Below are 22,998 nucleotides of genomic sequence, written 5' to 3' on the forward strand. Positions count from 1 at the left end.
GTGCTCATGGACATTAAGTCCACTCCGCCTGCTGCGCGCTGACGCCTTACCTTCACTTAGCTCGCTCATTACTGATGTCAGTAAAGACTGCTGAGTTGTAAGCATTTGAGAGACTCGACTGTATCGTGTTATTTCATTCTTATTACGGAGAATGAAAACGATACGTCGTTTCAATTTTCAGCTTGTTCCGGATTATTAAAGAGCAGTTATCTCAAACATGACTCGCCTTCAGGCAGAATCAGCTTTGAGATACGGTTGATAATGTCTTTCACTCATTATCAGGAGATGGCGTCCCCAAGGGGATTCGAACCCCTGTTACAGCCGTGAAAGGGCAGTGTCCTGGGCCTCTAGACGATGGGGACTCTGTACTGTTGCTCATTACTTCTATCAGACAATCTGTTGTGGACACTACGCGGGAAGGTATCTTCAGGTAAGGAGGTGATCCAACCGCAGGTTCCCCTACGGTTACCTTGTTACGACTTCACCCCAGTCATGAATCACAAAGTGGTAAGCGCCCTCCCGAAGGTTAAGCTACCTACTTCTTTTGCAACCCACTCCCATGGTGTGACGGGCGGTGTGTACAAGGCCCGGGAACGTATTCACCGTGGCATTCTGATCCACGATTACTAGCGATTCCGACTTCACGGAGTCGAGTTGCAGACTCCGATCCGGACTACGACGCACTTTGTGAGGTCCGCTTGCTCTCGCGAGGTCGCTTCTCTTTGTATGCGCCATTGTAGCACGTGTGTAGCCCTGCTCGTAAGGGCCATGATGACTTGACGTCATCCCCACCTTCCTCCGGTTTATCACCGGCAGTCTCCTTTGAGTTCCCGACCGAATCGCTGGCAACAAAGGATAAGGGTTGCGCTCGTTGCGGGACTTAACCCAACATTTCACAACACGAGCTGACGACAGCCATGCAGCACCTGTCTCACGGTTCCCGAAGGCACTAAGGCATCTCTGCCAAATTCCGTGGATGTCAAGAGCAGGTAAGGTTCTTCGCGTTGCATCGAATTAAACCACATGCTCCACCGCTTGTGCGGGCCCCCGTCAATTCATTTGAGTTTTAACCTTGCGGCCGTACTCCCCAGGCGGTCGACTTAACGCGTTAGCTCCGGAAGCCACTCCTCAAGGGAACAACCTCCAAGTCGACATCGTTTACGGCGTGGACTACCAGGGTATCTAATCCTGTTTGCTCCCCACGCTTTCGCACCTGAGCGTCAGTCTTTGTCCAGGGGGCCGCCTTCGCCACCGGTATTCCTCCAGATCTCTACGCATTTCACCGCTACACCTGGAATTCTACCCCCCTCTACAAGACTCTAGCCTGCCAGTTTCGAATGCAGTTCCCGGGTTGAGCCCGGGGATTTCACATCCGACTTGACAGACCGCCTGCGTGCGCTTTACGCCCAGTAATTCCGATTAACGCTTGCACCCTCCGTATTACCGCGGCTGCTGGCACGGAGTTAGCCGGTGCTTCTTCTGCGGGTAACGTCAATGAGCGAGGTTATTAACCTCTCTCCCTTCCTCCCCGCTGAAAGTACTTTACAACCCGAAGGCCTTCTTCATACACGCGGCATGGCTGCATCAGGCTTGCGCCCATTGTGCAATATTCCCCACTGCTGCCTCCCGTAGGAGTCTGGACCGTGTCTCAGTTCCAGTGTGGCTGGTCATCCTCTCAGACCAGCTAGGGATCGTCGCCTTGGTGAGCCATTACCTCACCAACAAGCTAATCCCATCTGGGCACATCCGATGGTGTGAGGCCCGAAGGTCCCCCACTTTGGTCCGTAGACGTTATGCGGTATTAGCTACCGTTTCCAGTAGTTATCCCCCTCCATCGGGCAGTTTCCCAGACATTACTCACCCGTCCGCCACTCGTCACCCAAAGAGCAAGCTCTCCTGTGCTACCGTTCGACTTGCATGTGTTAGGCCTGCCGCCAGCGTTCAATCTGAGCCATGATCAAACTCTTCAATTTAAAAGTTCGATTTGCTTCAACAAGTGAAGCGATGCTCAAGTGTAAAACGTCATAATGAATTTCATTATGTGTTCACTCTTAAGACTTGATATTTTTTGCGCCTTGCGGCGCTGATATCAATCCTGCGAGTGCCCACACAGATTGTCTGATAAATTGTTAAAGAGCGGTGCGGCTGGCGCCTTGGCGGCCTGCTGCGAGGTGGCGTATATTACGCTTTCCTCCTTCAGAGTCAACTTCTTTTTAGGAAGTTTTTCTCCGGCGGTTCAGCTTCCTGAACCTCTCAACCCGGCGGCCTGTAAGCCGTTGTTCCGTGTCGATGGAGGCGCATTATAGGGAGTTCCTGACGGCTGACAACCCCTAATTTGATAAAAATAGCGCGTTCGCTGCATTCCACAGCAAAACCCCGGGTTATACGCACTTATCCACCGATTTATCCACATCGCTGCCGCACCGCGAATTTACACGAGCATCACGCAAACGTTTTCGCTACAATGCCGGGCAAAATCCTGGCCCCAGTTTTGGGGGGTTACCTGAAGCTTATTCTCACTCTTCTCTATATAGAGGTGAAAATGGCTAAGCTTGATGTAACGCTCTTACTCTCTGCGAATCAAAGCCAAGGGATCATCACCATGCAACAACGTCGTCCTGTACGCCGCGCTCTGCTCAGCGTGTCTGATAAAGCCGGTATCATCGAATTTGCTCAGGCGCTGACCCAGCGCGGTATCGAACTCCTCTCCACCGGAGGCACCGCCCGCCTGCTGGCAGACGCGGGCCTCTCCGTCACCGAAGTGTCTGACTACACCGGCTTCCCCGAAATGATGGATGGACGCGTTAAAACGCTGCACCCGAAAGTGCACGGCGGCATTTTAGGCCGTCGTGGCCAGGATGATGCCATTATGGCGGAACACAGCATTGCTCCTATCGACATGGTGGTCGTTAACCTTTATCCCTTTGCCCAAACCGTCGCGCGTGAAGGCTGCTCGCTGGAAGATGCCGTCGAGAATATTGATATCGGCGGTCCAACGATGGTGCGCTCCGCCGCCAAAAATCACAAAGACGTGGCTATCGTGGTCAACAGCAGCGATTACCAGGCCATTGTTGCCGAGCTGGATCAGAACGAGAACAGCCTGACGCAGGCCACGCGCTTCAACCTGGCCATCAAGGCCTTTGAGCATACCGCTGCCTATGACGGGATGATTGCCAACTACTTTGGCAGCCTGGTCCCCGCTTATCATGGCGATACCATTGCACCTTCTGGCCGCTTCCCGCGGACGCTGAATCTGAGCTTCATTAAAAAGCAGGATATGCGCTACGGTGAGAACAGCCATCAGGACGCCGCCTTCTATATAGAAGACAGGATTACCGAAGCCTCGGTCGCCACTGCTCAGCAGGTTCAGGGCAAAGCGCTCTCCTATAACAACATCGCCGATACCGACGCCGCACTGGAGTGCGTCAAGGAATTCGACCAGCCAGCCTGTGTGATCGTCAAACACGCCAATCCCTGTGGCGTTGCCATTAGCGATTCGATTCTGGACGCCTATGAGCGGGCGTATAAAACCGACCCAACATCCGCCTTTGGCGGCATTATCGCCTTTAACCGCGAGCTGGATGAAGAGACGGCGCAGGCCATTGTCAGCCGTCAGTTTGTTGAGGTGATTATTGCCCCCTCCGCAAGCGAGGCCGCGCTTAAGATAACCGCGAGTAAGCAGAACGTACGCGTACTCACCTGTGGAGAGTGGCAGCAGCGTCAGGCCGGTCTGGATTTCAAGCGCGTCAACGGTGGGCTGCTGGTGCAGGATCGCGATTTGGGTATGGTGGAGAGCCACCAGCTTAAGGTGGTGACCCAGCGCCAGCCGACCGAACAGGAATTGCGTGATGCGCTGTTCTGCTGGAAGGTCGCTAAATTCGTGAAGTCCAACGCCATCGTTTACGCGCGGGAGAATATGACCATCGGTATTGGCGCGGGGCAGATGAGCCGCGTCTATTCCGCGAAGATTGCCGGTATCAAGGCGGCAGACGAGGGGCTGGAAGTGAAAGGCTCGGCTATGGCGTCCGATGCGTTCTTCCCCTTCCGCGACGGCATTGATGCCGCCGCCGCCGTTGGCGTCAGCTGTGTTATCCAGCCAGGCGGCTCTATTCGTGATGAAGAAGTTATTGCCGCCGCCGACGAGCACGGCATTGCCATGATCTTCACCGCGATGCGTCATTTCCGCCATTAATTACGGAGCAGAAAAATGAAAATTCTCGTTATTGGTAACGGCGGGCGTGAACACGCCCTCGCATGGAAGGCATCACTCTCACCGCTGGCGGAAACCGTTTTTGTTGCACCGGGTAACGCAGGTACTGCCCTGGAGCCTGCTTTGCAGAACGTTGATATCAGCGCCACCGATATTCCGGCACTGCTGCGCTTCGCGAGTGAGGAGAAGATTGATCTGACCATCGTCGGCCCGGAAGCACCGCTGGTGCTGGGCGTGGTGGATGCCTTCCGCGCTGCCGGGCTGAAGATTTTTGGTCCGACGCAGGCCGCTGCTCAGCTGGAAGGGTCTAAAGCCTTCACGAAAGATTTCCTGGCGCGTCACCGTATTCCGACCGCTGAATATCAAAACTTTACCGAGGTCGGGCCCGCCCTGGCCTATACGCGCAGCAAGGGTGCGCCCATCGTGATTAAAGCCGATGGTCTGGCCGCAGGTAAAGGTGTGATTGTAGCGATGACCCTGGCCGAGGCCGAAGAAGCCATTCAGGACATGCTGGCCGGCAATGCCTTTGGCGATGCTGGCCACCGCATCGTGGTGGAAGAGTTTCTGGACGGGGAAGAAGCCAGCTTTATCGTAATGGTTGATGGCGAGAATGTGTTACCGATGGCGACCAGCCAGGATCATAAACGCGTAGGTGATGGAGATACCGGCCCCAATACCGGCGGGATGGGCGCCTACTCTCCCGCGCCGGTAGTGACCGATGCTGTCCACCAGCGGGTGATGGATGACGTTATCTGGCCGACGGTTCGGGGTATGGCAGCGGAAGGGAACACCTATACCGGCTTTCTGTACGCGGGTCTGATGATTGATAAACAGGGTCAGCCGAAGGTTATCGAGTTTAACTGCCGCTTCGGCGATCCCGAGACGCAGCCAATCATGCTGCGTATGCTGTCGGATCTGGTCGATCTCTGTCTGGCAGGCGCAGAGGGCAAGCTGAATACCAAAGACTCAGAGTGGGATCCTCGCCCTTCACTGGGCGTGGTGCTGGCTGCCGGGGGTTACCCGGGTGACTACGCGATCGGTGACCAAATCCACGGTCTGCCGCTGGAAGAAACGCCAGACGGCAAAATCTTCCATGCCGGTACGCGTATGCAGGACGATCTGGTGGTAACCCAGGGCGGACGGGTATTGTGCGTGACCGCACTGGGAGATGACGTGGCCGCTGCGCAGAAGCGCGCCTACGAACTGGCTAAGCCCGTTTCATGGCGGGGCAGCTTCTGCCGCCATGATATCGGCTATCGCGCGATAGGCCGCAAATAGCCCTTAACCGGGCCGGAGCGATCCGGCCCGGGTGGCATTCAGAAGCTGGCTTCGTCAGGCTCGTTCGCGCAGAGATCGTCGGGCGTGACAATCAGCAGCTGAACGCCTTTAGGCGCTTCCAGCCAGGCGATGCTGACCGGCTTGTCCGGGCTGCGCTGATGCTGGGTAATATAGTTAACGGAATAGTGGTCGAAGCCGGGCCGCTCTTTCTGCCCCTTGCACGTCGTGACGACGCCGGAGGCCGACCAGCGCCCTTGCCTGAGCAGTACCCGCCCTTTCAGCAGGTCATCGCTGATTTTCAGCATACGCCCGCCATCAAACTGATATAACGCCACCGCGTCTGCGGAGAGTGCTTCACGGCGACCAGCGAACTGACGCTGCATAAAACTCAGGCTGCCGTCCTGGTCGAAGCGCAGCGTCACGTTTTCGGGACTGTCGCCCAGCCGATGACGTTCTATGGAGATAAGCTTGTCCGACTGCCACATATAGTCGGTCGTCTCCGTCGCGCCACCCGAAAAGGGCGTGTAAATCGTCAGCAGATGGCTGCTCTCATTGCCCTCGTTTTTGCGCCAGATACGAACGGCGCCGCGATCGGCCAGATAACCACTGGCGGTAAAGTCAGGCAGTGCTGGCTGTGAGCTGCAACCTGCCAGTAACAGCAGCGTCAGCAGGGAGAGCGGAATAAGAGGAGAACGAGTCATGGCGCGATTATCACACAGTGTGGGTGAAATGCCCGGTGGTAAAGCGGTTTGCCCGGATGTATCTATAACAAAAGGGGCATAACGCCCCCCTGTTTAAAACTTTTTACCGTCAGACAATTACTTAACAGCGTCTTTCAGTGCTTTACCTGAAACAAATGCCGGTACGTTAGCAGCAGCAATTTTGATTTCATTGCCAGTCTGCGGGTTGCGGCCAGTACGCTCAGCACGGTGGTTAACTTTAAAAGTACCAAAACCAACCAGTTGTACAGCATCACCCTCTTTCAGAGACTCAGTAATCGCAGCCAGGGTGGATTCCAGTGCAGCTTTAGCCTGGGTCTTAGACAGGTCCGCTTTGTCAGCAATTACATCAATCAGTTGAGTCTTGTTCATAAGTTATCCTTACAGTGTATTTATCGCTTGCTAAGCATCGAGTGCGAGGGAAAAACCAGTTTCTGGCACTCTCCTGCATACACGCACCGATAGCCACTTTTTTCAGCCCCCCAAATGTAGACCAGACTGGGGGCGAATGTGAAGCCTCCTGGCGCTACAATTCAGGCCTGAAGTCACGTTTTATCGCCTTACTGCTGAAAATTTATACCGATATTACTGATCCCTGATTCACGCAGGTCAGCTCGCAGTCCTTTTATCAGTTCGGGGTCCCTCTCTTCGCAGGCACTGAGCAGGCGGAAAATCTCCCACTGGATGTCCCATTCTTCTTCAACTGCGGGGTTCTCTTTAAGCTCTTCGTCGGTCATTTCCCGTTCAGCCTGGGTCATTTCCAGCATCGCAACGGTCGTCACGGAGGCATCGCTTACGGCGATCGCATGCTCCAGCGTTTCACCACTCAGACGAGAATGCAGCAGTTCACTTAATGCGACGCAGGCATCAATGGCCGGATACACGCCGTAGAGATCGTAATCTTCAGCGTTGGGTATCGCTTCCTCCAGCTTCTCGAGCTGTGAGTCAAAATTCACCTTAGCATCTTTTACCAGCAGCGTTTCCCAGACCAGATCGAGGATGCGGCGATACAGCTGCCCTTCACCGAATCCTGTACGATCGCAAAACGCCCGATAGTTGGGGGCCATACGTTCGCACAGACAGGCCATAAAAGTAACGTGCTGCCAGCTTTCCAGCTTTTCCAGACGCAGGTGAATCGGATTACGTAACATGTTGAGATCTCTTAAACAGAAGTGCGCGGCCAGCAGTGTAACCGAAAAGACCGCGCGTCACACCGTTAACCCTGCTCCTGAAGGCGCATAAAAGCAGGTCGCCGTGAGGCCACGGCATCAGCCCAGCGCGTCGGTTCGGGCAGCCGGTAGCCGTTCAGACAGGTTTCCACCCAGCTGAGCGCCGTCGTCTGGCTAACGCGATGCCCCGGCGAGATAAAGAGGGGGTTACACCGGCGCTTGCTGCGCAATACCCAGCCAATTTGCTCGCCTTTGTCGATCAGCGGCTGTGTTGTCCCCGGCTCGTCATCCAGCGGCTCAAACTTGCCACACAGGCGGCTTTTTGCCACGCCAATGGTTGGGACATCCACCAGCAGGCCGAAATGGCTGGCGACGCCAAGGCGGCGCGGGTGCGCAATGCCCTGCCCATCAACGAACAGCAGGTCTGGCTTTAGCTCAAGCTGCTGCCACGCCGCGAGCAGCGCAGGATATTCACGGAATGAAAGGAACCCCGGAATATAGGGCATCGTCGTCGCGATACGGGCAACGCGATGCTCCACCAGCCTGAGCGACGGATATTCCAGAATAACCAGGGCAGCGCGCGTAACCTCGCCCCCCTGTTCAAAACCGACATCGGCACCGCCTATATAGCGCGGCGGCATTACTTCAAAGTCATCTTCCTGCCGCACTTCTGCCGCGCGTTCAAGTTGCTCCTGACGTAATGCTGCAATGTCCATGGTTAGTCCTGGTGATATGGCCGTGAAAGTCGATGTACTGAGTCAATGAAAGCGCCAGCATGCTCGGGTGGAACATCCTGATGGATCCCGTGACCCAGGTTGAATACGTGTCCATTGCCGTGGCCAAACCCTTCCAGGATGCCCGCGACCTCCTGCCCGATACGCGCAGGGGACGCGTAAAGCATAGACGGATCCATATTCCCCTGTAGGGCAACTTTATCACCCACGCGGCGGCGGGCGTCGCCGATATCGGTGGTCCAGTCCAGCCCCAGCGCGTCGCAGCCGGTAGCTGCCATCGCTTCCAGCCACTGGCCGCCGCCTTTGGTAAACAGGGTGACCGGCACGCGGCGTCCGTCATTCTCACGGATCAGGCTGTCCACGATTTTGTGCATATAGTGCAGGGAGAATTCAAGATAGTCCCGTCCCGTCAGTACCCCGCCCCAGGTGTCGAATATCATCACCGACTGCGCACCGGCACGTATTTGGGCGTTCAGGTAGAGCGTGACGCTGTCGGCCACCTTATCCAGCATCAGATGCAGGGTTTCAGGCTCGGCATACATCATTTTTTTCAGTTTGGTGAAGGCTTTGCTGCTGCCCCCTTCAACCATGTAGGTGGCCAGCGTCCAGGGGCTGCCGGAGAAACCTATCAGCGGTATTTCACCCTTCAGGTTTTTACGGATAGTGCGCACCGCATTCATCACATAGCCCAGATCCTGCTCCGGGTCGGGCACCGGCAGCTTCTCAACATCAGCGCGGCAGGTGATCGGTGAGGAAAAACGGGGGCCTTCTCCCGCCTCAAACCACAGGCCCAGCCCCATGGCGTCGGGGATGGTAAGAATATCGGAGAACAGGATCGCCGCATCCAGCGGATAGCGACGCAGCGGTTGTAGCGTGACTTCGCAGGCCAGCTCGGCATTTTTGCACAGCGACATAAAATCACCGGCGATGGCACGGGTCGCCTTATATTCTGGCAGGTAGCGTCCGGCCTGGCGCATCATCCATACCGGGGTCACATCCACAGGCTGGCGCAGCAGGGCGCGCAGATAACGGTCGTTCTTCAGTTCACTCATCTTAAACGCTCTCTCAAAATCAGGCGCACAGTATAACATTCATTCCGCTTCAGCGCGGCAAAGCGCCACGGTATCCTCGATCAGCCGCCGCGCCACGGTACCGGGCGGTGGAAGCTGGGGCAGCGCCTCATGGTGATACCAAGCCGCATCCAGCAGCTCTTTGGGATCAATGTGTATGTCACCGCTTTCATAGTCGGCCATAAATGCCATCATCAGCGACTGGGGAAACGGCCATGGCTGAGAGGAGACATAGCGCAGATTTTTCACTTTTAACCCGCTCTCCTCCATGACTTCACGCGCGACGGTTTGCTCCAGCGTTTCACCCACTTCGACAAACCCGGCCAGCACGGTGTAGATGCCGTTGCGGTGCTTAGTATGCTGCGCCAGCAGGATCTCCTTGCCGCGACGAATGGCGACAATGATGCAGGGGGCAATCTGCGGATAGTATCGCTGCCGGCAGTGACCGCACAGGCTGGCCCACTCGGTTTTGCTTGAGTGCATTTCATGCCCGCAGTAGCCGCACCACTTATGAGAGCGGTAGAACTCAGCCAGCTGGATCCCGCGCCCCGCCAGCTGGAACAGGCCGACATCGCCGTCGAGGATCTGTCGCAGAGTGCCCATCTCATTCGGACGGCTATCGCGTATCAGCCACACCGGCTCGCCCTGCCATTCACCGATCCGCATAGCTTTTGACCCAACCAGGCCTAATTCCTGCGCACTTCCCTGCGGCAATTGACCTTTCGGCAGCCATAGTTTATGTTCGTGACTGACAACCCACCAGCCAGCGTCTACGCTAGAAATCTCAACTTCCATAAATTGCATATCCTCAGCTAAATCGGCTTGCTGCGTAACGGGATTGGGATCGGGCACTTAAAATATCACTTTCGGAGTCACACATGCTCAACCAACTAGAAGTCCTGACCGCGCGCGTTGCCGGGTGTAGTGGCCTGGTGGACTTTTGTCTGCAATCCCGCAAGCAGTTACTGGTTGCCTATTATCAAATGGTTGGCATTAAGCCTAACAAGGAATCCCATACTCCGCTCGATGAAAACGCACTGGATACCTTTTGTCAGCGTCTGGTCGATTATCTCTCCACTGGTCACTTTACGGTGTACGAGCGCTTTATCGAAGAGATGAAAGGCAGCGAGCAGCTGGCTAAGGCCGCGCTGATCTATCCGGCGCTTCAGGCGAACACGGCTGAGATTATGCAGGTTTATGATACTCATCTGGAAACGGCTATCGATCACGATAACTATCTTGAGTTCCAGAACGCGCTCTCTGAAGTGGGCGAAGCGCTGGAAGCCCGCTTCACGCTGGAAGATAAATTTATACAGCTGGCGCTGGACAAGCAGGCGGATACCCCACCGGCCGCTAACGATTCTGCCCTGGCCCGTCCCGCCTGAAACGTTATCCGTTTGTAAAATCCTTGTAGTTTCAAAAGAGGCCCCCTATGCTGAGGGGGCAATGGCGTAACGCGCGGCCGCCGCCGTTACCGCCGTTCTGGTTCTCCCTCCGGGAGACCAGAATTCTTCTTGTCGGAGTGCCCTTAGGGGCTGAGACCGTTAATTCGGGATCCGCGGAACCTGACCAGGTTAATACCTGCGTAGGGAACAAGAGTAACTTTTCAGTCAGGGTGTGCTGCTGTTTACCCACACTTTGCGCTTACTCCTCCGAACTCCGGACAAGCATCTTTTCCCGATTTATCAGGAACATGCTATGTCTGACCTTGAAAAGAAAACCACCCGCCGCGAACAGCGCGCGCAGGCTCAACAGTTTATCGACTCCCTCCAGGGCACCGCCTTTCCTCACTCAACGCGCATCTGGCTTGAGGGATCACGTCCCGATATTCGCGTTCCCCTGCGTGAAATCCAACTCAGTCCAACCCGAGTCGGCGGCAGCAAAGACGCCCCCCGATATGAAGATAATGAGCCCGTGCCGGTTTATGACACTGCCGGCCCCTATGGCGATCCAGAGGCCAGCATTGATGTTCATGCGGGCCTGCCCCGGTTACGCGAGGGCTGGATTGGTGAACGCGGCGACACGCAAACGATTGAGACGCTCAGCTCAGCCTACACGCAGCAGCGTCTCGCCGATGAAGGGCTGGATCACCTGCGCTTCGAACACCTTCCCCTTCCCCGACGGGCGATGCCCGGCCACTGCGTCACCCAGCTGCACTATGCCCGACAGGGCAGGATCACGCCGGAGATGGAGTTTATTGCGCTGCGAGAGAATATGGGTCGCGAGCGCATTCGCGGTGAGGTGCTGCGCCAGCAGCATCCGGGCAACAGCTTCGGTGCGCATCTGCCGCTGGACATCACGCCGGAATTTGTGCGGCAGGAGGTCGCCGCCGGGCGCGCCATCATTCCTGCCAACGTCAATCATCCTGAATCCGAGCCAATGATTATCGGCCGCAATTTCCTGGTGAAAATTAACGCCAATATCGGCAACTCTGCGGTCAGCTCCTCCATTGAGGAAGAGGTCGAGAAGCTGGTCTGGTCAGCGCGCTGGGGAGCCGACACGGTCATGGATCTCTCCACCGGTCGTAATATTCACGAAACGCGCGAGTGGATCCTGCGTAACAGCCCGGTACCCATCGGCACCGTGCCCATCTATCAGGCGCTGGAGAAGGTCAACGGCGTGGCGGAAGCGTTGAACTGGGAGATTTTCCGCGACACCCTGCTGGAACAGGCGGAACAGGGCGTGGACTACTTCACGATCCACGCAGGCGTCCTGCTGCGCTATGTCCCCATGACGGCGAAACGCCTGACGGGCATCGTGTCGCGCGGCGGTTCGATTATGGCGAAATGGTGTCTGTCGCATCATAAGGAGAGCTTTCTTTATCAGCACTTCCGCGAGATTTGTGAACTCTGCGCGGCCTACGACGTGTCCCTCTCGCTGGGCGATGGGCTGCGTCCTGGCTCAATTCAGGATGCCAATGACGAGGCGCAGTTTGCCGAGCTGCGTACGCTGGGCGAGCTGACGAAGATTGCCTGGGAGTACGACGTGCAGGTGATGATCGAAGGCCCGGGACATGTGCCGATGCAGATGATCCGTCACAATATGACCGAGCAGCTGGAACACTGCCACGAGGCGCCGTTTTATACCCTTGGCCCTCTGACCACGGATATCGCGCCGGGCTACGATCACATTACCTCGGGTATTGGCGCGGCCATGATTGGCTGGTTCGGCTGCGCGATGCTGTGCTACGTCACGCCCAAAGAGCACCTTGGCCTGCCGAATAAAAAAGATGTGAAGCAGGGGCTGATTACCTACAAAATAGCGGCCCACGCCGCCGATCTGGCTAAAGGACATCCCGGCGCGCAGATCCGCGATAACGCCATGTCGAAAGCGCGCTTCGAATTCCGCTGGGAAGATCAGTTCAATCTCGCGCTCGATCCCCATACCGCCCGCAGCTATCACGACGAGACGCTGCCACAGGAGTCCGGCAAGGTTGCCCATTTCTGTTCGATGTGCGGACCTAAATTCTGCTCCATGAAAATTTCCCAGGAAGTGCGTGATTACGCGGCGAAACAGGAGGACAAAGTATGAGCCGTGGTCCATTTCCCTTAACCGAAGCCCGGCTGGGTCTCTACCCTGTCGTTGAAACGGTCGCCTGGATTGAGCGACTGCTGGATGCGGGCGTACGCACCATCCAGCTGCGGATTAAAGATCGGCCGGAAGCGGCGGTGGAAGATGAGATTGCCGCTGCCATCGCCCTGGGCAGGCGTTACCGGGCGCGTCTGTTTATCAACGATTACTGGCAGACGGCGATCAGGTATCAGGCCTATGGCGTACATCTGGGGCAGGAAGATCTGGACGTCGCCGACCTGGATGCCATTCATCGTGCCGGACTACGCCTGGGGCTTTCGACGCACGATGACGCCGAACTGGATCGTGCCCTGAAGGAGCAGCCGTCTTATATCGCCCTCGGCCATGTTTTTCCGACCCTCACTAAACAGATGCCCTCCTCCCCGCAGGGCATAGAAGAGCTTAAGCGTCATCTTTCGCGCCTGCAGGGCGTATCAACGGTGGCCATTGGCGGTATCAGCCTCAGCCGCGCGCCTGCCGTGCTGGCAACCGGCGTGGGGAGTATCGCCGTAGTCAGCGCCATTACGCAGGCCGACAGCTGGCAGGAAGCCACCGCGCAGCTATTGCAGCTGGCGGGACCGGGGGGCGCAGAGCATGTATAGCAACCCGCGTTTAGTACCTGTCAGCCATCAGCGCCTGGTCGGGTCGGGAGGCGCACAGCATGTTCAGTGACGGTGACTTTATGCGTTACAGCCGCCAGCTGCTGCTGGAGGAGTTCGGTCCTGAAGGGCAGCGCAAACTTCAGGCCGCCAGCGTCCTGATTATCGGCCTGGGCGGCCTGGGATCGCCTGCGGCGCTCTATCTTGCTGCTGCCGGGGTTGGCACACTGCTGCTGGCCGATGACGACAAGATACATATCAGCAATTTGCAGCGCCAGATCCTGTTTCGCAGCCGCGAGACGGGCCTGTCAAAAGCGCAGGTCGCGAAAGCGCAGCTCCAGGCACTGAACCCTCAGGTGGAATTTATCGTGCTGGAGAAGCGTATGGATGACAGTAACCTGCAGGAGGCGGTAGCGATGGCCGATCTGGTGCTGGATTGCAGCGACAATATGCAGACCCGCCAGGCGATTAACACCGCCTGCATACAGCGCAGCAAACCGCTGATCAGCGCCAGCGCCGTGGGATTCGGCGGTCAGCTGCTGGTGTTAACCCCGCCCTTCAGTCACGGCTGCTATCGCTGCCTGTGGCCCGATGAGACCGAGCCCCCGCGCAACTGCCGTACGTCAGGCGTGCTGGGCCCGGTGGTCGGCGTGATGGGTACGCTTCAGGCGCTGGAAGCCCTAAAGATGCTCGCCGGTCAGGGTTCCTCGCTGGCAGGGAAGCTGCGGCTTTTCGATGGCCGACAGCAGACCTGGCGCACGCTGACTCTCGAACGTAGCGCTGCGTGCCCGGTATGTGGAGGCCGCGATGAACATCACCATTAATGACAGCGGCATGGCCCTGAACGGTTCTCCCACGCTGGTTGAACTGCTCGAACAGCTTTCCCGCCATCAGCCGGGTACGGCGCTGGCGGTTAATCAGCAGATTATCCCTCGCGACCGCTGGGCATCTTTTCATTTGCAGGAGGGCGATGAGCTGGTGATTTTCCAGGCCATTGCCGGAGGTTGATATGTTTACTATTGCGGATAAAACGTTTACGTCACGCCTGCTGGCCGGAACGGGTAAATTTTCCAGCCCGACGGTAATGCTAAATTCACTGCGTGAATCCGGTGCGGAGCTGGTTACCCTGGCGATGAAGCGCGTGGATTTGCGCGGCGGGGATGACGGCATACTTAAGCCCCTGCAGGCGCTCGGCGTCCAGCTGCTGCCAAACACGTCCGGTGCTAAAACCGCAGAAGAGGCTATTTTTGCCGCCCGGCTCGCACGCGAAGCGCTGGGAACCCACTGGCTCAAGCTGGAGATCCATCCCGACGTGCGCTATCTGCTGCCAGATCCCATTGAAACGCTTAAGGCCGCCGAAGCGCTGGTGAAAGAGGGGTTTACCGTTCTGCCCTACTGCCATGCCGATCCGGTCCTGTGCCGGCGGCTGGAAGAGGTGGGATGCGCGGCAGTCATGCCGCTCGGTGCGCCAATTGGTAGCAATCAGGGGCTTAAGACACGCGATTTCCTGACGCTGATTATCGAACAGGCAAGCGTGCCGGTGATCGTGGATGCCGGTATCGGCGCACCCAGCCACGCCAGCGAGGCGCTGGAGATGGGCGCAGATGCGGTGTTAGTGAATACGGCGATGGCGTCGGCTCAGGATCCGATACAGATGGCGCGCGCATTCAGGCTGGCCGTAGAAGCAGGCGCGCTGGCGCGGCGGAGCGGATTGGGTAGCCGACATCAGCAGGCGCAGCCCACCAGCCCGTTAACGGCCTTTCTGACAAAAGGAGAAGCCCAGTGAAAAGCTTTATCTCCCGATGGGAAACGCTGGAGTGGGATGATATAAGCCTGCGGATCCACAGCAAAACGGCCGCCGACGTGGAGCGGGCGCTGAACGCATCGAGACCAGGCCCTGAGGATCTGATGGCGCTGCTCTCCCCCGCGGCGGAAGCCTGGCTGGAACCCATGGCGCAGAAGGCCCGGCAGCTAACCCGGCAGCGCTTCGGTCACGCCGTCAATCTGTTCGTGCCGCTATACCTGTCCAACCTGTGCGCCAATGACTGCACCTATTGCGGCTTCTCCATGAGTAATCGCATCAGGCGTAAAACGCTGAATGCAGAGGAGATTAAGCGGGAGTGCGCGGCCATCCGCGCAATGGGCTTCGATCAGCTGCTGCTGGTCACCGGCGAGCATCAGACAAAGGTCGGGATGGACTATTTTCGTCAGCATCTTCCCGCCATCCGCGCGTGCTTCAGTTCACTGATGATGGAGGTGCAGCCCCTTGCAGAAGAGGAGTACGCCGAGTTAAAAACGCTGGGGCTGGATGGGGTGCTGGTGTATCAGGAGACCTATCACTCAGCGGTCTATAGCCAGCACCACCTGAAGGGCAATAAACAGGACTTTTTCTTCCGACTGGAAACGCCCGATCGTCTGGGACGCGCCGGTATTGATAAGATTGGCCTGGGTGCGCTGATTGGCCTGTCAGACAGCTGGCGCACTGACTGTTTTATGATGGGAGAACATCTGCTGTGGCTGCAAAAAAACTACTGGCAGAGCCGCTATTCGGTGGCGTTTCCCCGCCTGCGTCCCTGCGCGGGCGGCATTCAGCCAGCCTCACTGATGAACGAAGCGCAGCTGGTGCAGGCAATTTGCGCTTTTCGCCTGTTCGCGCCCGAAGTGGAACAGTCACTTTCCACACGCGAATCGCCCCAGTTCCGCGATCGGGTGGTGCCGCTGGCGATCAATACGATCAGCGCCTTTTCAAAAACCCAGCCCGGGGGCTACGCTGAACAGCAAACCGAACTGGAGCAATTTTCTCCGCACGATAACCGCCATCCGCAAGAGGTTGCGAATGCGCTGATGAAGGCCGGATTACAACCGGTGTGGAAGGACTGGGATAGTTATTTAGGGCGTGTTTCGCAATAACATGAAACCTGGCGCACCTAATTATTTATAGGGTCTGCCAGTCGCTTACTTAACGGTTCTACAGCGTGGCTTAGAACAGCTTGATCAGGTTAAATAGCCCCTTGCGGGGCTGTATTCAATCAAAACCGTATTTCTCAACGCCCCATTTCATTTTACCCTGTTTATCTTGATAGATTGTTTCTTCTATTGAAGAACTCATTAAATCAAGACAGGATTTTCCTTTATCACCCGTTTTTTCAAGATGTAGCCTGGCAATTGAATAATAGGTCATAAAAGACTCTTTATCATACTTATTGCTATCGATGACATAAGAGCAAACAGAGTCTGTTCCAAACTTATCTCTTACAGGAGAATGACCATTTAGAACTATTAATTTATCCACAGAATTTAAAGCATCAAGTGTTTCAGGTGTCGATATAATAAGTGAATGAGTAAGTGCATTTCTTAACGCATTGCTTTTTTCTGTGCTTATATTTCTCGTTAGTAATGGAACATCATTTAATGCATTATGATCACCTTTATCAACACTATTAATAATACTATCTACATTTAAATAATTAGTAGCCATAGCATTACAGGCGCATGAAAATACCAATGTTACAGTAGCAGTATGAAAGCACCTCATCTTACAACTTCCAGACGAGTGTCATTTGAGTCAAGTATACGTCTGCGTGTTCCCGGCCCCATAATGATACAACCTTCAGATGCCCATCCCGGAACACCATAAACTCTTTCACCGTGAATACGGAAAGCGCTTCTACCAAAAGTATTACCTGATGTTTGAACAAGTATAATGGTCATTGGGCCTTTAGATCTTGATTGTCCTGATATGCGATAGGTTCCTTGAGGTAATGGGCCTAATCCTTTCACCTGTTGACGATCTGGATTATTTTTATTAGTCATTCGCCCTGCATAACCTTTTTCAATAAAAGTGCCATTGTGAAAAATCTCACCAGTGCTTTGTTTATAAATCCATGTCATAACCCACTCTTTTAATTAATCAAGCAGCTCATTCTCCCTAACTATCAGAATGAATGATATTACCATCTATAAAATGCCATGTTATTTTTTCATAACCTAAATCAATGCATTCAAGATGATTTTTATTTCCACCGTAATCATCTCTAATATCATACATTAGAGAGGTAATAGATTCGACTTTAACCTTTTCAAGAATAATCGAGAAATAGTGTTCTTCTTTTCCAGAATAATTAATGCGGTAATATTTAAACTCTGCTGATTTTAGATTTCTACTCGTGATTAATGCTTTATATAAATAGGTAGAAGAAGAATCTATTTCTTTATCAAAACTAATTGGCTCGTGAACTCTCGTTCCAGTAATTTCCCCTGTGTTGTTATCCGTAGGTAGTTCTACCATATGACGCAAAGCAACGGTTTCAATGCTATGCTCACGACCAGAAACATCAACAGAACCTTTGATCAAGTTTCCGGCATCATCATAGAGCCAGAGATAAACGGGTATAGCCATATAAAAAATCCTTTTAAGTTAAATTCCATTAGTTATTATATGGGTACTGTAACGTTAGTAAAGAAATATCAAGGAGCGTGCCACCCTCCATGGTCATGTTCGCCTGAAAGAAACGATCCAATCTCCTAACCATCGAGGCCGCACGCAACGCCGTAAATACGTTCTGGAGCGGCTTCGCAAGCAGCCGCATTACCGCTGGTCATAGCCGGTGGCGACGCTAAACTGTCCGGGTTGGCGATAATGCTGACCAGGGCCAGTTCGTTTTCCCCTCGCTGGCCCTGCCCTCATCGTACGACGCCAGTCATATGCCATCAGCTGGCGACTTCACAGCGATATAATACGCAGCGGCTTAGTTACCCCGGTAGGTGGAATAACCATACTGGCTGAGCAGGAGCGGAATATGGTAGTGGTCACCGCTTTTCTCTGCGTGAAACACCACCGGTATCTCCGGGAAAAAAGTCGGTTGCCCGATGCCTTTATAATATTCCCCAGTTTTGAACACCACTTTGTAATCTCCGGCTGGCATTGCTTCCCCTGCCGGATAGAGCGCGGCAATGCGACCATGACTGTCCGTGGTCCCCGAAGCGAGCTTTACCCAGCCTGTCTTTTGCTGCTGCTCAAGCTCAACCTTGACGCCCGCCGTTGGCACACCGGTTTGCAGGTTCAGCACATGCACGCTGAGAGGGTTGGGTGTCGTCGTGGGATCGGCTGCGCCTGCGGAGAGTGAGGTAAGGATCAGAGCGGGCAGCAGTGCGTGACGGGTAAAATTCATCGTTTATCTCCATTAAATGATTGCCAGCTAAATATAGCAACAACGCTAGCTATCACATGCCGCGACGCACAATTTGTAAACCACTCCGCACGACCTGAATCGCAGGCATAAAAAAACCGCTCCGAAGAGCGGTTTTTATTCATCAACGATAGAAACGATTAGTCGTTTTTACCGCCAAGGCCTGCGTTCAGCAGTTCTGCCAGGCTGGCAGACGCTTCATCTGCGGTCACCTGAGGAACAACAGGCGTTTCGCCCGCTGCTTTACGGCGCATACGATCCTGATGATAAGCGTAACCGGTACCGGCTGGGATCAGACGACCCACGATTACGTTCTCTTTCAGGCCGCGCAGTTCGTCGCGTTTACCCGCTACGGCTGCTTCGGTCAGTACGCGCGTCGTTTCCTGGAACGAGGCAGCAGAGATAAAGGACTCTGTCGCCAGGGACGCTTTGGTGATACCCAGCAGATCGCGCGCAAAGGTTGCTGCGATTTTGCCGTTGGCTTCCAGCTCACGGTTAGAAATTTTAACGCGTGAGAATTCAACCTGCTCGCCGTCGAGGAAGTCAGTACCGCCCGCGCTGGCAATCGTTGCTTTACGCAGCATCTGACGCACGATGACTTCGATGTGCTTATCGTTAATCTTAACGCCCTGCAGGCGGTAAACTTCCTGCACTTCGTTAGTGATATAACGGGTCACCGCATGCACGCCACGCAGACGCAGAATGTCATGTGGAGACTCTGGACCATCGGAAACCACATCACCACGTTCAACGCGCTCACCTTCGAACACGTTCAGCTGACGCCATTTCGGAATCATCTCTTCGTAGTGCTCGCTGCCATCAATTGGTGTGATCACCAGACGACGCTTGCCTTTGGTCTCTTTACCGAAGGAGATGATACCGCTGATCTCAGCCAGGATAGCCGGCTCTTTCGGACGGCGGGCTTCGAACAGATCCGCAACGCGCGGCAGACCACCGGTAATATCCTTGGTACCGCCGGATTCCTGTGGAACACGGGCCAGGGTATCACCCGAGCTGATTTTGATGCCATCTTCCAGCTGAACAATCGCTTTGCCCGGCAGGAAGTACTGAGCAGGCATGTCGCTACCTGGGATCATCACATCGTTGCCGTTACCATCAACGATCTTCAGCGCAGGACGCAGATCTTTACCACCCGCAGTACGTTCAGCACTGTCGAGGATTACCAGAGATGACAGACCGGTCAGGTCATCAGTCTGGCGGGTAATGGTCTGGCCGTCGATCATATCGGTGAAGCGAATGAAACCGCTCACTTCGGTGATAACTGGCATGGTGTGCGGATCCCAGTTTGCTACGGTCTCGCCCGCTGCAACCTGCTCGCCGTCACCTTTCGCCATGGTTGAACCGTAAGGAACTTTATAGCTCTCTTTGGTACGACCAAATTCGTCGATCATCTTCAGCTCGGTGTTACGCGAGGTAACGACCAGCTTGCCGGCTGAGTTGGTAACCGACTTAGCGTTGATCAGCTTCAGCGTACCCTTGTTCTTCACCTGAATGCTGGATTCGGCTGCCGCACGCGATGCCGCACCACCGATGTGGAACGTACGCATGGTCAGCTGAGTACCCGGCTCACCGATGGACTGTGCTGCGATAACGCCGATGGCCTCACCTTTGTTGATGATGTGACCACGCGCCAGATCGCGTCCATAACAGTGGGCGCACACGCCGAAGTCAGTTTCACAACTTACAACGGAGCGAACTTTCAGGCTGTCGACACTGTGCTCTTCCAACAAGTCACACTGCTGTTCGTGCAGCAGGGTGTTGCGTGGCAGCAGAATGTCGGCGGTGCCCGGCTTGATGACGTCTTCAGCCGTTACACGGCCCAGTACGCGCTCGCGCAGAGGTTCTTTAACATCACCACCCTCGATAACCGGAGTCATCATGATACCTTCATGGGTACCACAGTCATCTTCGGTTACCACCAGATCCTGCGCCACGTCAACCAGACGACGGGTCAGGTAACCGGAGTTCGCGGTTTTCAGTGCGGTATCCGCAAGACCTTTACGCGCACCGTGCGTGGAGATGAAGTACTGGAGTACGTTCAGACCTTCACGGAAGTTCGCAGTAATTGGCGTCTCGATGATAGAGCCATCTGGCTTCGCCATCAGACCACGCATACCCGCCAGCTGACGAATCTGAGCAGCAGAACCACGCGCACCGGAGTCAGCCATCATAAAGATGCTGTTGAAGGAAACCTGACGCTCTTCTTCACCGTCACGGTTAATGACCAGCTCGGTAGAGAGGTTTTCCATCATCGCTTTAGCAACGCGTTCGTTGGCCGCAGCCCAGATATCGATCACTTTGTTATAGCGCTCGCCCGCCGTTACCAGACCAGACTGGAACTGTTCCTGGATCTCAGCCACTTCCGCTTCCGCTTCGGTGATGATCTCCGCTTTCTTCTCTGGGATAACCATGTCGTCGATGCCAACAGACGCGCCGGAGCGGGCTGCATAGGCAAAACCGGTGTACATGGTCTGGTCAGCAAAGATAACGGTCGGCTTCAGGCCCAGGATGCGGTAACAGGTGTTCAGCATCTTAGAGATAGCTTTCTTGCCCAGCGCCTGGTTGACGATGGAGAAAGGCAGACCTTTAGGCACGATCATCCACAGGATGGCGCGACCAACGGTGGTATCGATGATGCTGGTTTTAGCAACCCACTCATCCCGCTCGTTTTTCTCGTGCTCGGTGATACGCACCTTAACGCGAGCGTGCAGAGAGGCCAGACCGGCGCGGTAAATACGCTCCGCTTCTTTCGGGCCAGTCAGCACCATGCCTTCGCCTTTGGCGTTAACACAGTCGCGGGTCATGTAGTACAGACCCAGTACAACGTCCTGTGAAGGAACGATGATTGGCTCACCGTTCGCTGGCGACAGGATGTTGTTGGTAGACATCATCAGCGCACGCGCTTCCAGCTGGGCTTCCAGCGTCAGCGGTACGTGAACAGCCATCTGGTCACCATCGAAGTCGGCGTTATAGGCCGCACAAACCAGCGGGTGCAGCTGGATAGCTTTACCTTCGATCAGTACCGGCTCAAACGCCTGGATGCCCAGACGGTGCAGGGTTGGTGCACGGTTCAGCAGGACCGGGTGTTCGCGAATCACTTCATCCAGGATATCCCAGACGACGGATTCTTCGCGCTCGACCATTTTCTTGGCGGCTTTAATGGTGGTAGCAAGACCACGCAGTTCCAGCTTGCCGTAGATAAAGGGTTTGAACAGCTCCAGTGCCATTTTCTTCGGCAGACCACACTGGTGCAGGCGCAGGTATGGACCAACGGTGATAACCGAACGTCCGGAGTAGTCTACGCGTTTACCCAGCAGGTTCTGACGGAAACGACCCTGCTTACCTTTGATCATGTCGGCCAGTGATTTCAGCGGACGCTTGTTCGAACCGGTGATGGCACGACCGCGACGGCCGTTATCCAGCAGGGCATCGACCGCTTCCTGCAGCATACGTTTTTCGTTACGTACGATGATATCAGGTGCAGCCAGGTCCAGCAGGCGCTTCAGACGGTTGTTACGGTTGATCACGCGACGATAGAGATCGTTCAGATCGCTGGTTGCGAAACGGCCACCGTCCAGCGGTACCAGCGGACGCAGGTCCGGCGGCAGCACAGGCAGCACGGTCAGGATCATCCACTCTGGCTTGTTGCCAGACTGGACGAACGCTTCCAGCAGCTTGATGCGCTTGGTCAGTTTTTTACGCTTGGTTTCGGAGTTGGTTTCGTTCAGCTCTTCACGCAGCTGTTCGCATTCCTGCTCCAGATCCATGTTTTTCAACAGGGCCTGGATCGCTTCCGCACCCATTTTTGCGTCGAATTCATCACCGAACTCTTCCAGCGCGTCCAGATACTGCTCTTCAGTCAGGATCTGACGACGCTCAAGGTTGGTCATGCCGCCTTCGACAACCACATAGGATTCGAAGTACAGCACGCGTTCGATGTCACGCAGTGGCATATCCAGCAGCAAACCGATGCGCGAAGGCAGCGATTTCAGGAACCAGATGTGCGCAGTCGGCGAGGCCAGCTCAATGTGACCCATACGCTCACGACGTACCTTGGTCTGTGTAACTTCAACGCCACACTTCTCACAGATCACACCGCGATGCTTCAGGCGCTTGTACTTACCGCACAGGCACTCGTAGTCTTTTACCGGCCCGAAAATACGCGCACAGAAAAGCCCGTCACGTTCTGGTTTGAACGTACGGTAATTTATGGTTTCCGGCTTTTTAACTTCACCAAAAGACCAGGAACGGATCATGTCTGGCGAGGCCAGAGCAATTTTGATCGCATCAAACTCTTCGGTCTTAGTTTGCGCTTTCAGAAACTTAAGTAAGTCTTTCACGGATTAGCTCCCGTCGGAGTGAGACTTCTCAGGAATGCCCGGAGTGACCCGGGCGTCCTGTAACCAGTACATATTCGAGTGCTTTACCCGTTTTCCTGC

General features: G+C 55.1%; 19 protein-coding genes, 1 tRNA gene, 1 rRNA gene, 1 pseudogene and 1 riboswitch. Of the genes and pseudogenes, 9 read left to right on the forward strand and 13 right to left on the reverse strand.

The window, feature by feature from the left end; genetic code table 11:
* Positions 1-286: 286 nt before the first annotated feature.
* Positions 287-362 (reverse strand) — tRNA-Glu (locus AC4PCC_RS20465).
* A gap of 69 nt (positions 363-431) precedes the next feature.
* Positions 432-1,973 (reverse strand): 16S ribosomal RNA (locus tag AC4PCC_RS20470).
* Positions 1,974-2,602: 629 nt separating this feature from the next.
* On the opposite strand from AC4PCC_RS20470, the gene purH reads away from it, so the two are divergent.
* Both purH and purD read left to right on the forward strand, forming a co-directional pair.
* Positions 2,603-4,192 (forward strand): bifunctional phosphoribosylaminoimidazolecarboxamide formyltransferase/IMP cyclohydrolase, encoded by a 1,590-nt coding sequence (purH, locus tag AC4PCC_RS20475; protein WP_492125764.1) that lies wholly within the window; start codon positions 2,603-2,605, stop codon positions 4,190-4,192.
* 15 nt (positions 4,193-4,207) lie between these two features.
* Positions 4,208-5,488 carry a phosphoribosylamine--glycine ligase gene (gene purD, locus AC4PCC_RS20480; RefSeq protein WP_492125765.1) on the forward strand — a complete coding sequence of 427 codons (1,281 nt, stop codon included), beginning with the start codon at positions 4,208-4,210 and terminating at the stop codon, positions 5,486-5,488.
* A gap of 38 nt (positions 5,489-5,526) precedes the next feature.
* On the opposite strand, the gene AC4PCC_RS20485 is transcribed toward purD, so the two are convergent.
* From AC4PCC_RS20485 to nudC, 6 genes are all read right to left on the reverse strand, one after another.
* Positions 5,527-6,189, reverse strand: coding sequence for a DUF1481 domain-containing protein (locus tag AC4PCC_RS20485; RefSeq protein ID WP_492125766.1), 663 nt, complete (start codon positions 6,187-6,189; stop codon positions 5,527-5,529).
* A gap of 117 nt (positions 6,190-6,306) precedes the next feature.
* The gene (gene hupA / locus AC4PCC_RS20490) at positions 6,307-6,579 is read right to left on the reverse strand and encodes a nucleoid-associated protein HU-alpha (RefSeq protein ID WP_017803060.1); all 273 of its coding nucleotides are present in this window, start codon (positions 6,577-6,579) and stop codon (positions 6,307-6,309) included.
* 188 nt (positions 6,580-6,767) lie between these two features.
* The gene (locus AC4PCC_RS20495) at positions 6,768-7,358 is read right to left on the reverse strand and encodes a YjaG family protein (RefSeq protein ID WP_067710335.1); all 591 of its coding nucleotides are present in this window, start codon (positions 7,356-7,358) and stop codon (positions 6,768-6,770) included.
* Positions 7,359-7,423: 65 nt separating this feature from the next.
* On the reverse strand, positions 7,424-8,092 hold the full coding sequence (gene nfi, locus AC4PCC_RS20500; RefSeq protein ID WP_492125767.1) for a deoxyribonuclease V: 669 nt from the start codon (positions 8,090-8,092) through the stop codon (positions 7,424-7,426).
* A gap of 2 nt (positions 8,093-8,094) precedes the next feature.
* Positions 8,095-9,162, reverse strand: coding sequence for a uroporphyrinogen decarboxylase (gene hemE / locus AC4PCC_RS20505; protein ID WP_492125768.1), 1,068 nt, complete (start codon positions 9,160-9,162; stop codon positions 8,095-8,097).
* 39 nt (positions 9,163-9,201) lie between these two features.
* Entirely contained in the window at positions 9,202-9,975 is a 774-nt protein-coding gene (gene nudC, locus AC4PCC_RS20510; RefSeq protein ID WP_067710331.1) for an NAD(+) diphosphatase, read from the reverse strand.
* An 83-nt stretch (positions 9,976-10,058) separates the two neighbouring features.
* Between nudC and rsd the strand changes: the two genes are divergently transcribed.
* The 7 genes and pseudogenes from rsd to thiH all read left to right on the forward strand — a co-directional run bounded on the left by rsd (position 10,059) and on the right by thiH (position 16,259).
* Positions 10,059-10,565, forward strand: coding sequence for a sigma D regulator (gene rsd, locus AC4PCC_RS20515; RefSeq protein ID WP_345829866.1), 507 nt, complete (start codon positions 10,059-10,061; stop codon positions 10,563-10,565).
* 123 nt (positions 10,566-10,688) lie between these two features.
* Positions 10,689-10,789: riboswitch (TPP riboswitch) on the forward strand.
* A gap of 89 nt (positions 10,790-10,878) precedes the next feature.
* A pseudogene (thiC, locus tag AC4PCC_RS20520) lies at positions 10,879-12,699 on the forward strand (phosphomethylpyrimidine synthase ThiC); the annotation flags it as partial.
* A gap of 8 nt (positions 12,700-12,707) precedes the next feature.
* Entirely contained in the window at positions 12,708-13,352 is a 645-nt protein-coding gene (gene thiE, locus AC4PCC_RS20525) for a thiamine phosphate synthase (RefSeq protein ID WP_492125769.1), read from the forward strand.
* Positions 13,353-13,411: 59 nt separating this feature from the next.
* Positions 13,412-14,173, forward strand: a complete 762-nt coding sequence (locus AC4PCC_RS20530) for a HesA/MoeB/ThiF family protein (RefSeq protein WP_492125770.1) — start codon at positions 13,412-13,414, stop codon at positions 14,171-14,173.
* Entirely contained in the window at positions 14,157-14,357 is a 201-nt protein-coding gene (thiS, locus tag AC4PCC_RS20535) for a sulfur carrier protein ThiS (RefSeq protein WP_492125771.1), read from the forward strand. The genes AC4PCC_RS20530 and thiS overlap by 17 nt, the downstream gene beginning before the upstream one ends.
* A gap of 1 nt (position 14,358) precedes the next feature.
* Positions 14,359-15,135 (forward strand): thiazole synthase, encoded by a 777-nt coding sequence (locus AC4PCC_RS20540; RefSeq protein WP_492125772.1) that lies wholly within the window; start codon positions 14,359-14,361, stop codon positions 15,133-15,135.
* Positions 15,132-16,259: a 2-iminoacetate synthase ThiH gene (gene thiH, locus AC4PCC_RS20545; protein WP_345829863.1), complete on the forward strand. Its 1,128-nt coding sequence runs from the start codon at positions 15,132-15,134 to the stop codon at positions 16,257-16,259. The genes AC4PCC_RS20540 and thiH overlap by 4 nt, the downstream gene beginning before the upstream one ends.
* Before the next feature lie 115 nt (positions 16,260-16,374).
* Here thiH and AC4PCC_RS20550 read toward each other — a convergent pair whose 3' ends face one another.
* From AC4PCC_RS20550 to rpoC, 5 genes are all read right to left on the reverse strand, one after another.
* Positions 16,375-16,827 (reverse strand): hypothetical protein, encoded by a 453-nt coding sequence (locus AC4PCC_RS20550; protein WP_492125773.1) that lies wholly within the window; start codon positions 16,825-16,827, stop codon positions 16,375-16,377.
* A 53-nt stretch (positions 16,828-16,880) separates the two neighbouring features.
* The gene (locus AC4PCC_RS20555) at positions 16,881-17,240 is read right to left on the reverse strand and encodes a tlde1 domain-containing protein (RefSeq protein WP_492125774.1); all 360 of its coding nucleotides are present in this window, start codon (positions 17,238-17,240) and stop codon (positions 16,881-16,883) included.
* A gap of 37 nt (positions 17,241-17,277) precedes the next feature.
* On the reverse strand, positions 17,278-17,748 hold the full coding sequence (gene tssD, locus AC4PCC_RS20560; protein ID WP_492125775.1) for a type VI secretion system tube protein TssD: 471 nt from the start codon (positions 17,746-17,748) through the stop codon (positions 17,278-17,280).
* Between the two features lie 349 nt (positions 17,749-18,097).
* On the reverse strand, positions 18,098-18,520 hold the full coding sequence (uraH, locus tag AC4PCC_RS20565) for a hydroxyisourate hydrolase (RefSeq protein ID WP_492125776.1): 423 nt from the start codon (positions 18,518-18,520) through the stop codon (positions 18,098-18,100).
* Between the two features lie 158 nt (positions 18,521-18,678).
* Complete coding sequence (gene rpoC, locus AC4PCC_RS20570) at positions 18,679-22,899, reverse strand: DNA-directed RNA polymerase subunit beta' (RefSeq protein WP_067710313.1); 4,221 nt, start codon at positions 22,897-22,899, stop codon at positions 18,679-18,681.
* Positions 22,900-22,998: the final 99 nt, after the last annotated feature.

It is taken from the genome of Erwinia sp. L03-1, from assembly GCF_058686115.1.

Coding starts and splice junctions, on each gene's coding strand:
- purH (WP_492125764.1), top strand. CDS start 2,603: ATGCAACAACGTCGTCCTGTACGCCGCGCTCTGCTCAGCGTGTCTGAT.
- purD (WP_492125765.1), top strand. CDS start 4,208: ATGAAAATTCTCGTTATTGGTAACGGCGGGCGTGAACACGCCCTCGCA.
- AC4PCC_RS20485 (WP_492125766.1), bottom strand. CDS start 6,189: ATGACTCGTTCTCCTCTTATTCCGCTCTCCCTGCTGACGCTGCTGTTA.
- hupA (WP_017803060.1), bottom strand. CDS start 6,579: ATGAACAAGACTCAACTGATTGATGTAATTGCTGACAAAGCGGACCTG.
- AC4PCC_RS20495 (WP_067710335.1), bottom strand. CDS start 7,358: ATGTTACGTAATCCGATTCACCTGCGTCTGGAAAAGCTGGAAAGCTGG.
- nfi (WP_492125767.1), bottom strand. CDS start 8,092: ATGGACATTGCAGCATTACGTCAGGAGCAACTTGAACGCGCGGCAGAA.
- hemE (WP_492125768.1), bottom strand. CDS start 9,162: ATGAGTGAACTGAAGAACGACCGTTATCTGCGCGCCCTGCTGCGCCAG.
- nudC (WP_067710331.1), bottom strand. CDS start 9,975: ATGGAAGTTGAGATTTCTAGCGTAGACGCTGGCTGGTGGGTTGTCAGT.
- rsd (WP_345829866.1), top strand. CDS start 10,059: ATGCTCAACCAACTAGAAGTCCTGACCGCGCGCGTTGCCGGGTGTAGT.
- thiE (WP_492125769.1), top strand. CDS start 12,708: ATGAGCCGTGGTCCATTTCCCTTAACCGAAGCCCGGCTGGGTCTCTAC.
- AC4PCC_RS20530 (WP_492125770.1), top strand. CDS start 13,412: ATGTTCAGTGACGGTGACTTTATGCGTTACAGCCGCCAGCTGCTGCTG.
- thiS (WP_492125771.1), top strand. CDS start 14,157: ATGAACATCACCATTAATGACAGCGGCATGGCCCTGAACGGTTCTCCC.
- AC4PCC_RS20540 (WP_492125772.1), top strand. CDS start 14,359: ATGTTTACTATTGCGGATAAAACGTTTACGTCACGCCTGCTGGCCGGA.
- AC4PCC_RS20550 (WP_492125773.1), bottom strand. CDS start 16,827: ATGGCTACTAATTATTTAAATGTAGATAGTATTATTAATAGTGTTGAT.
- AC4PCC_RS20555 (WP_492125774.1), bottom strand. CDS start 17,240: ATGACATGGATTTATAAACAAAGCACTGGTGAGATTTTTCACAATGGC.
- tssD (WP_492125775.1), bottom strand. CDS start 17,748: ATGGCTATACCCGTTTATCTCTGGCTCTATGATGATGCCGGAAACTTG.
- uraH (WP_492125776.1), bottom strand. CDS start 18,520: ATGAATTTTACCCGTCACGCACTGCTGCCCGCTCTGATCCTTACCTCA.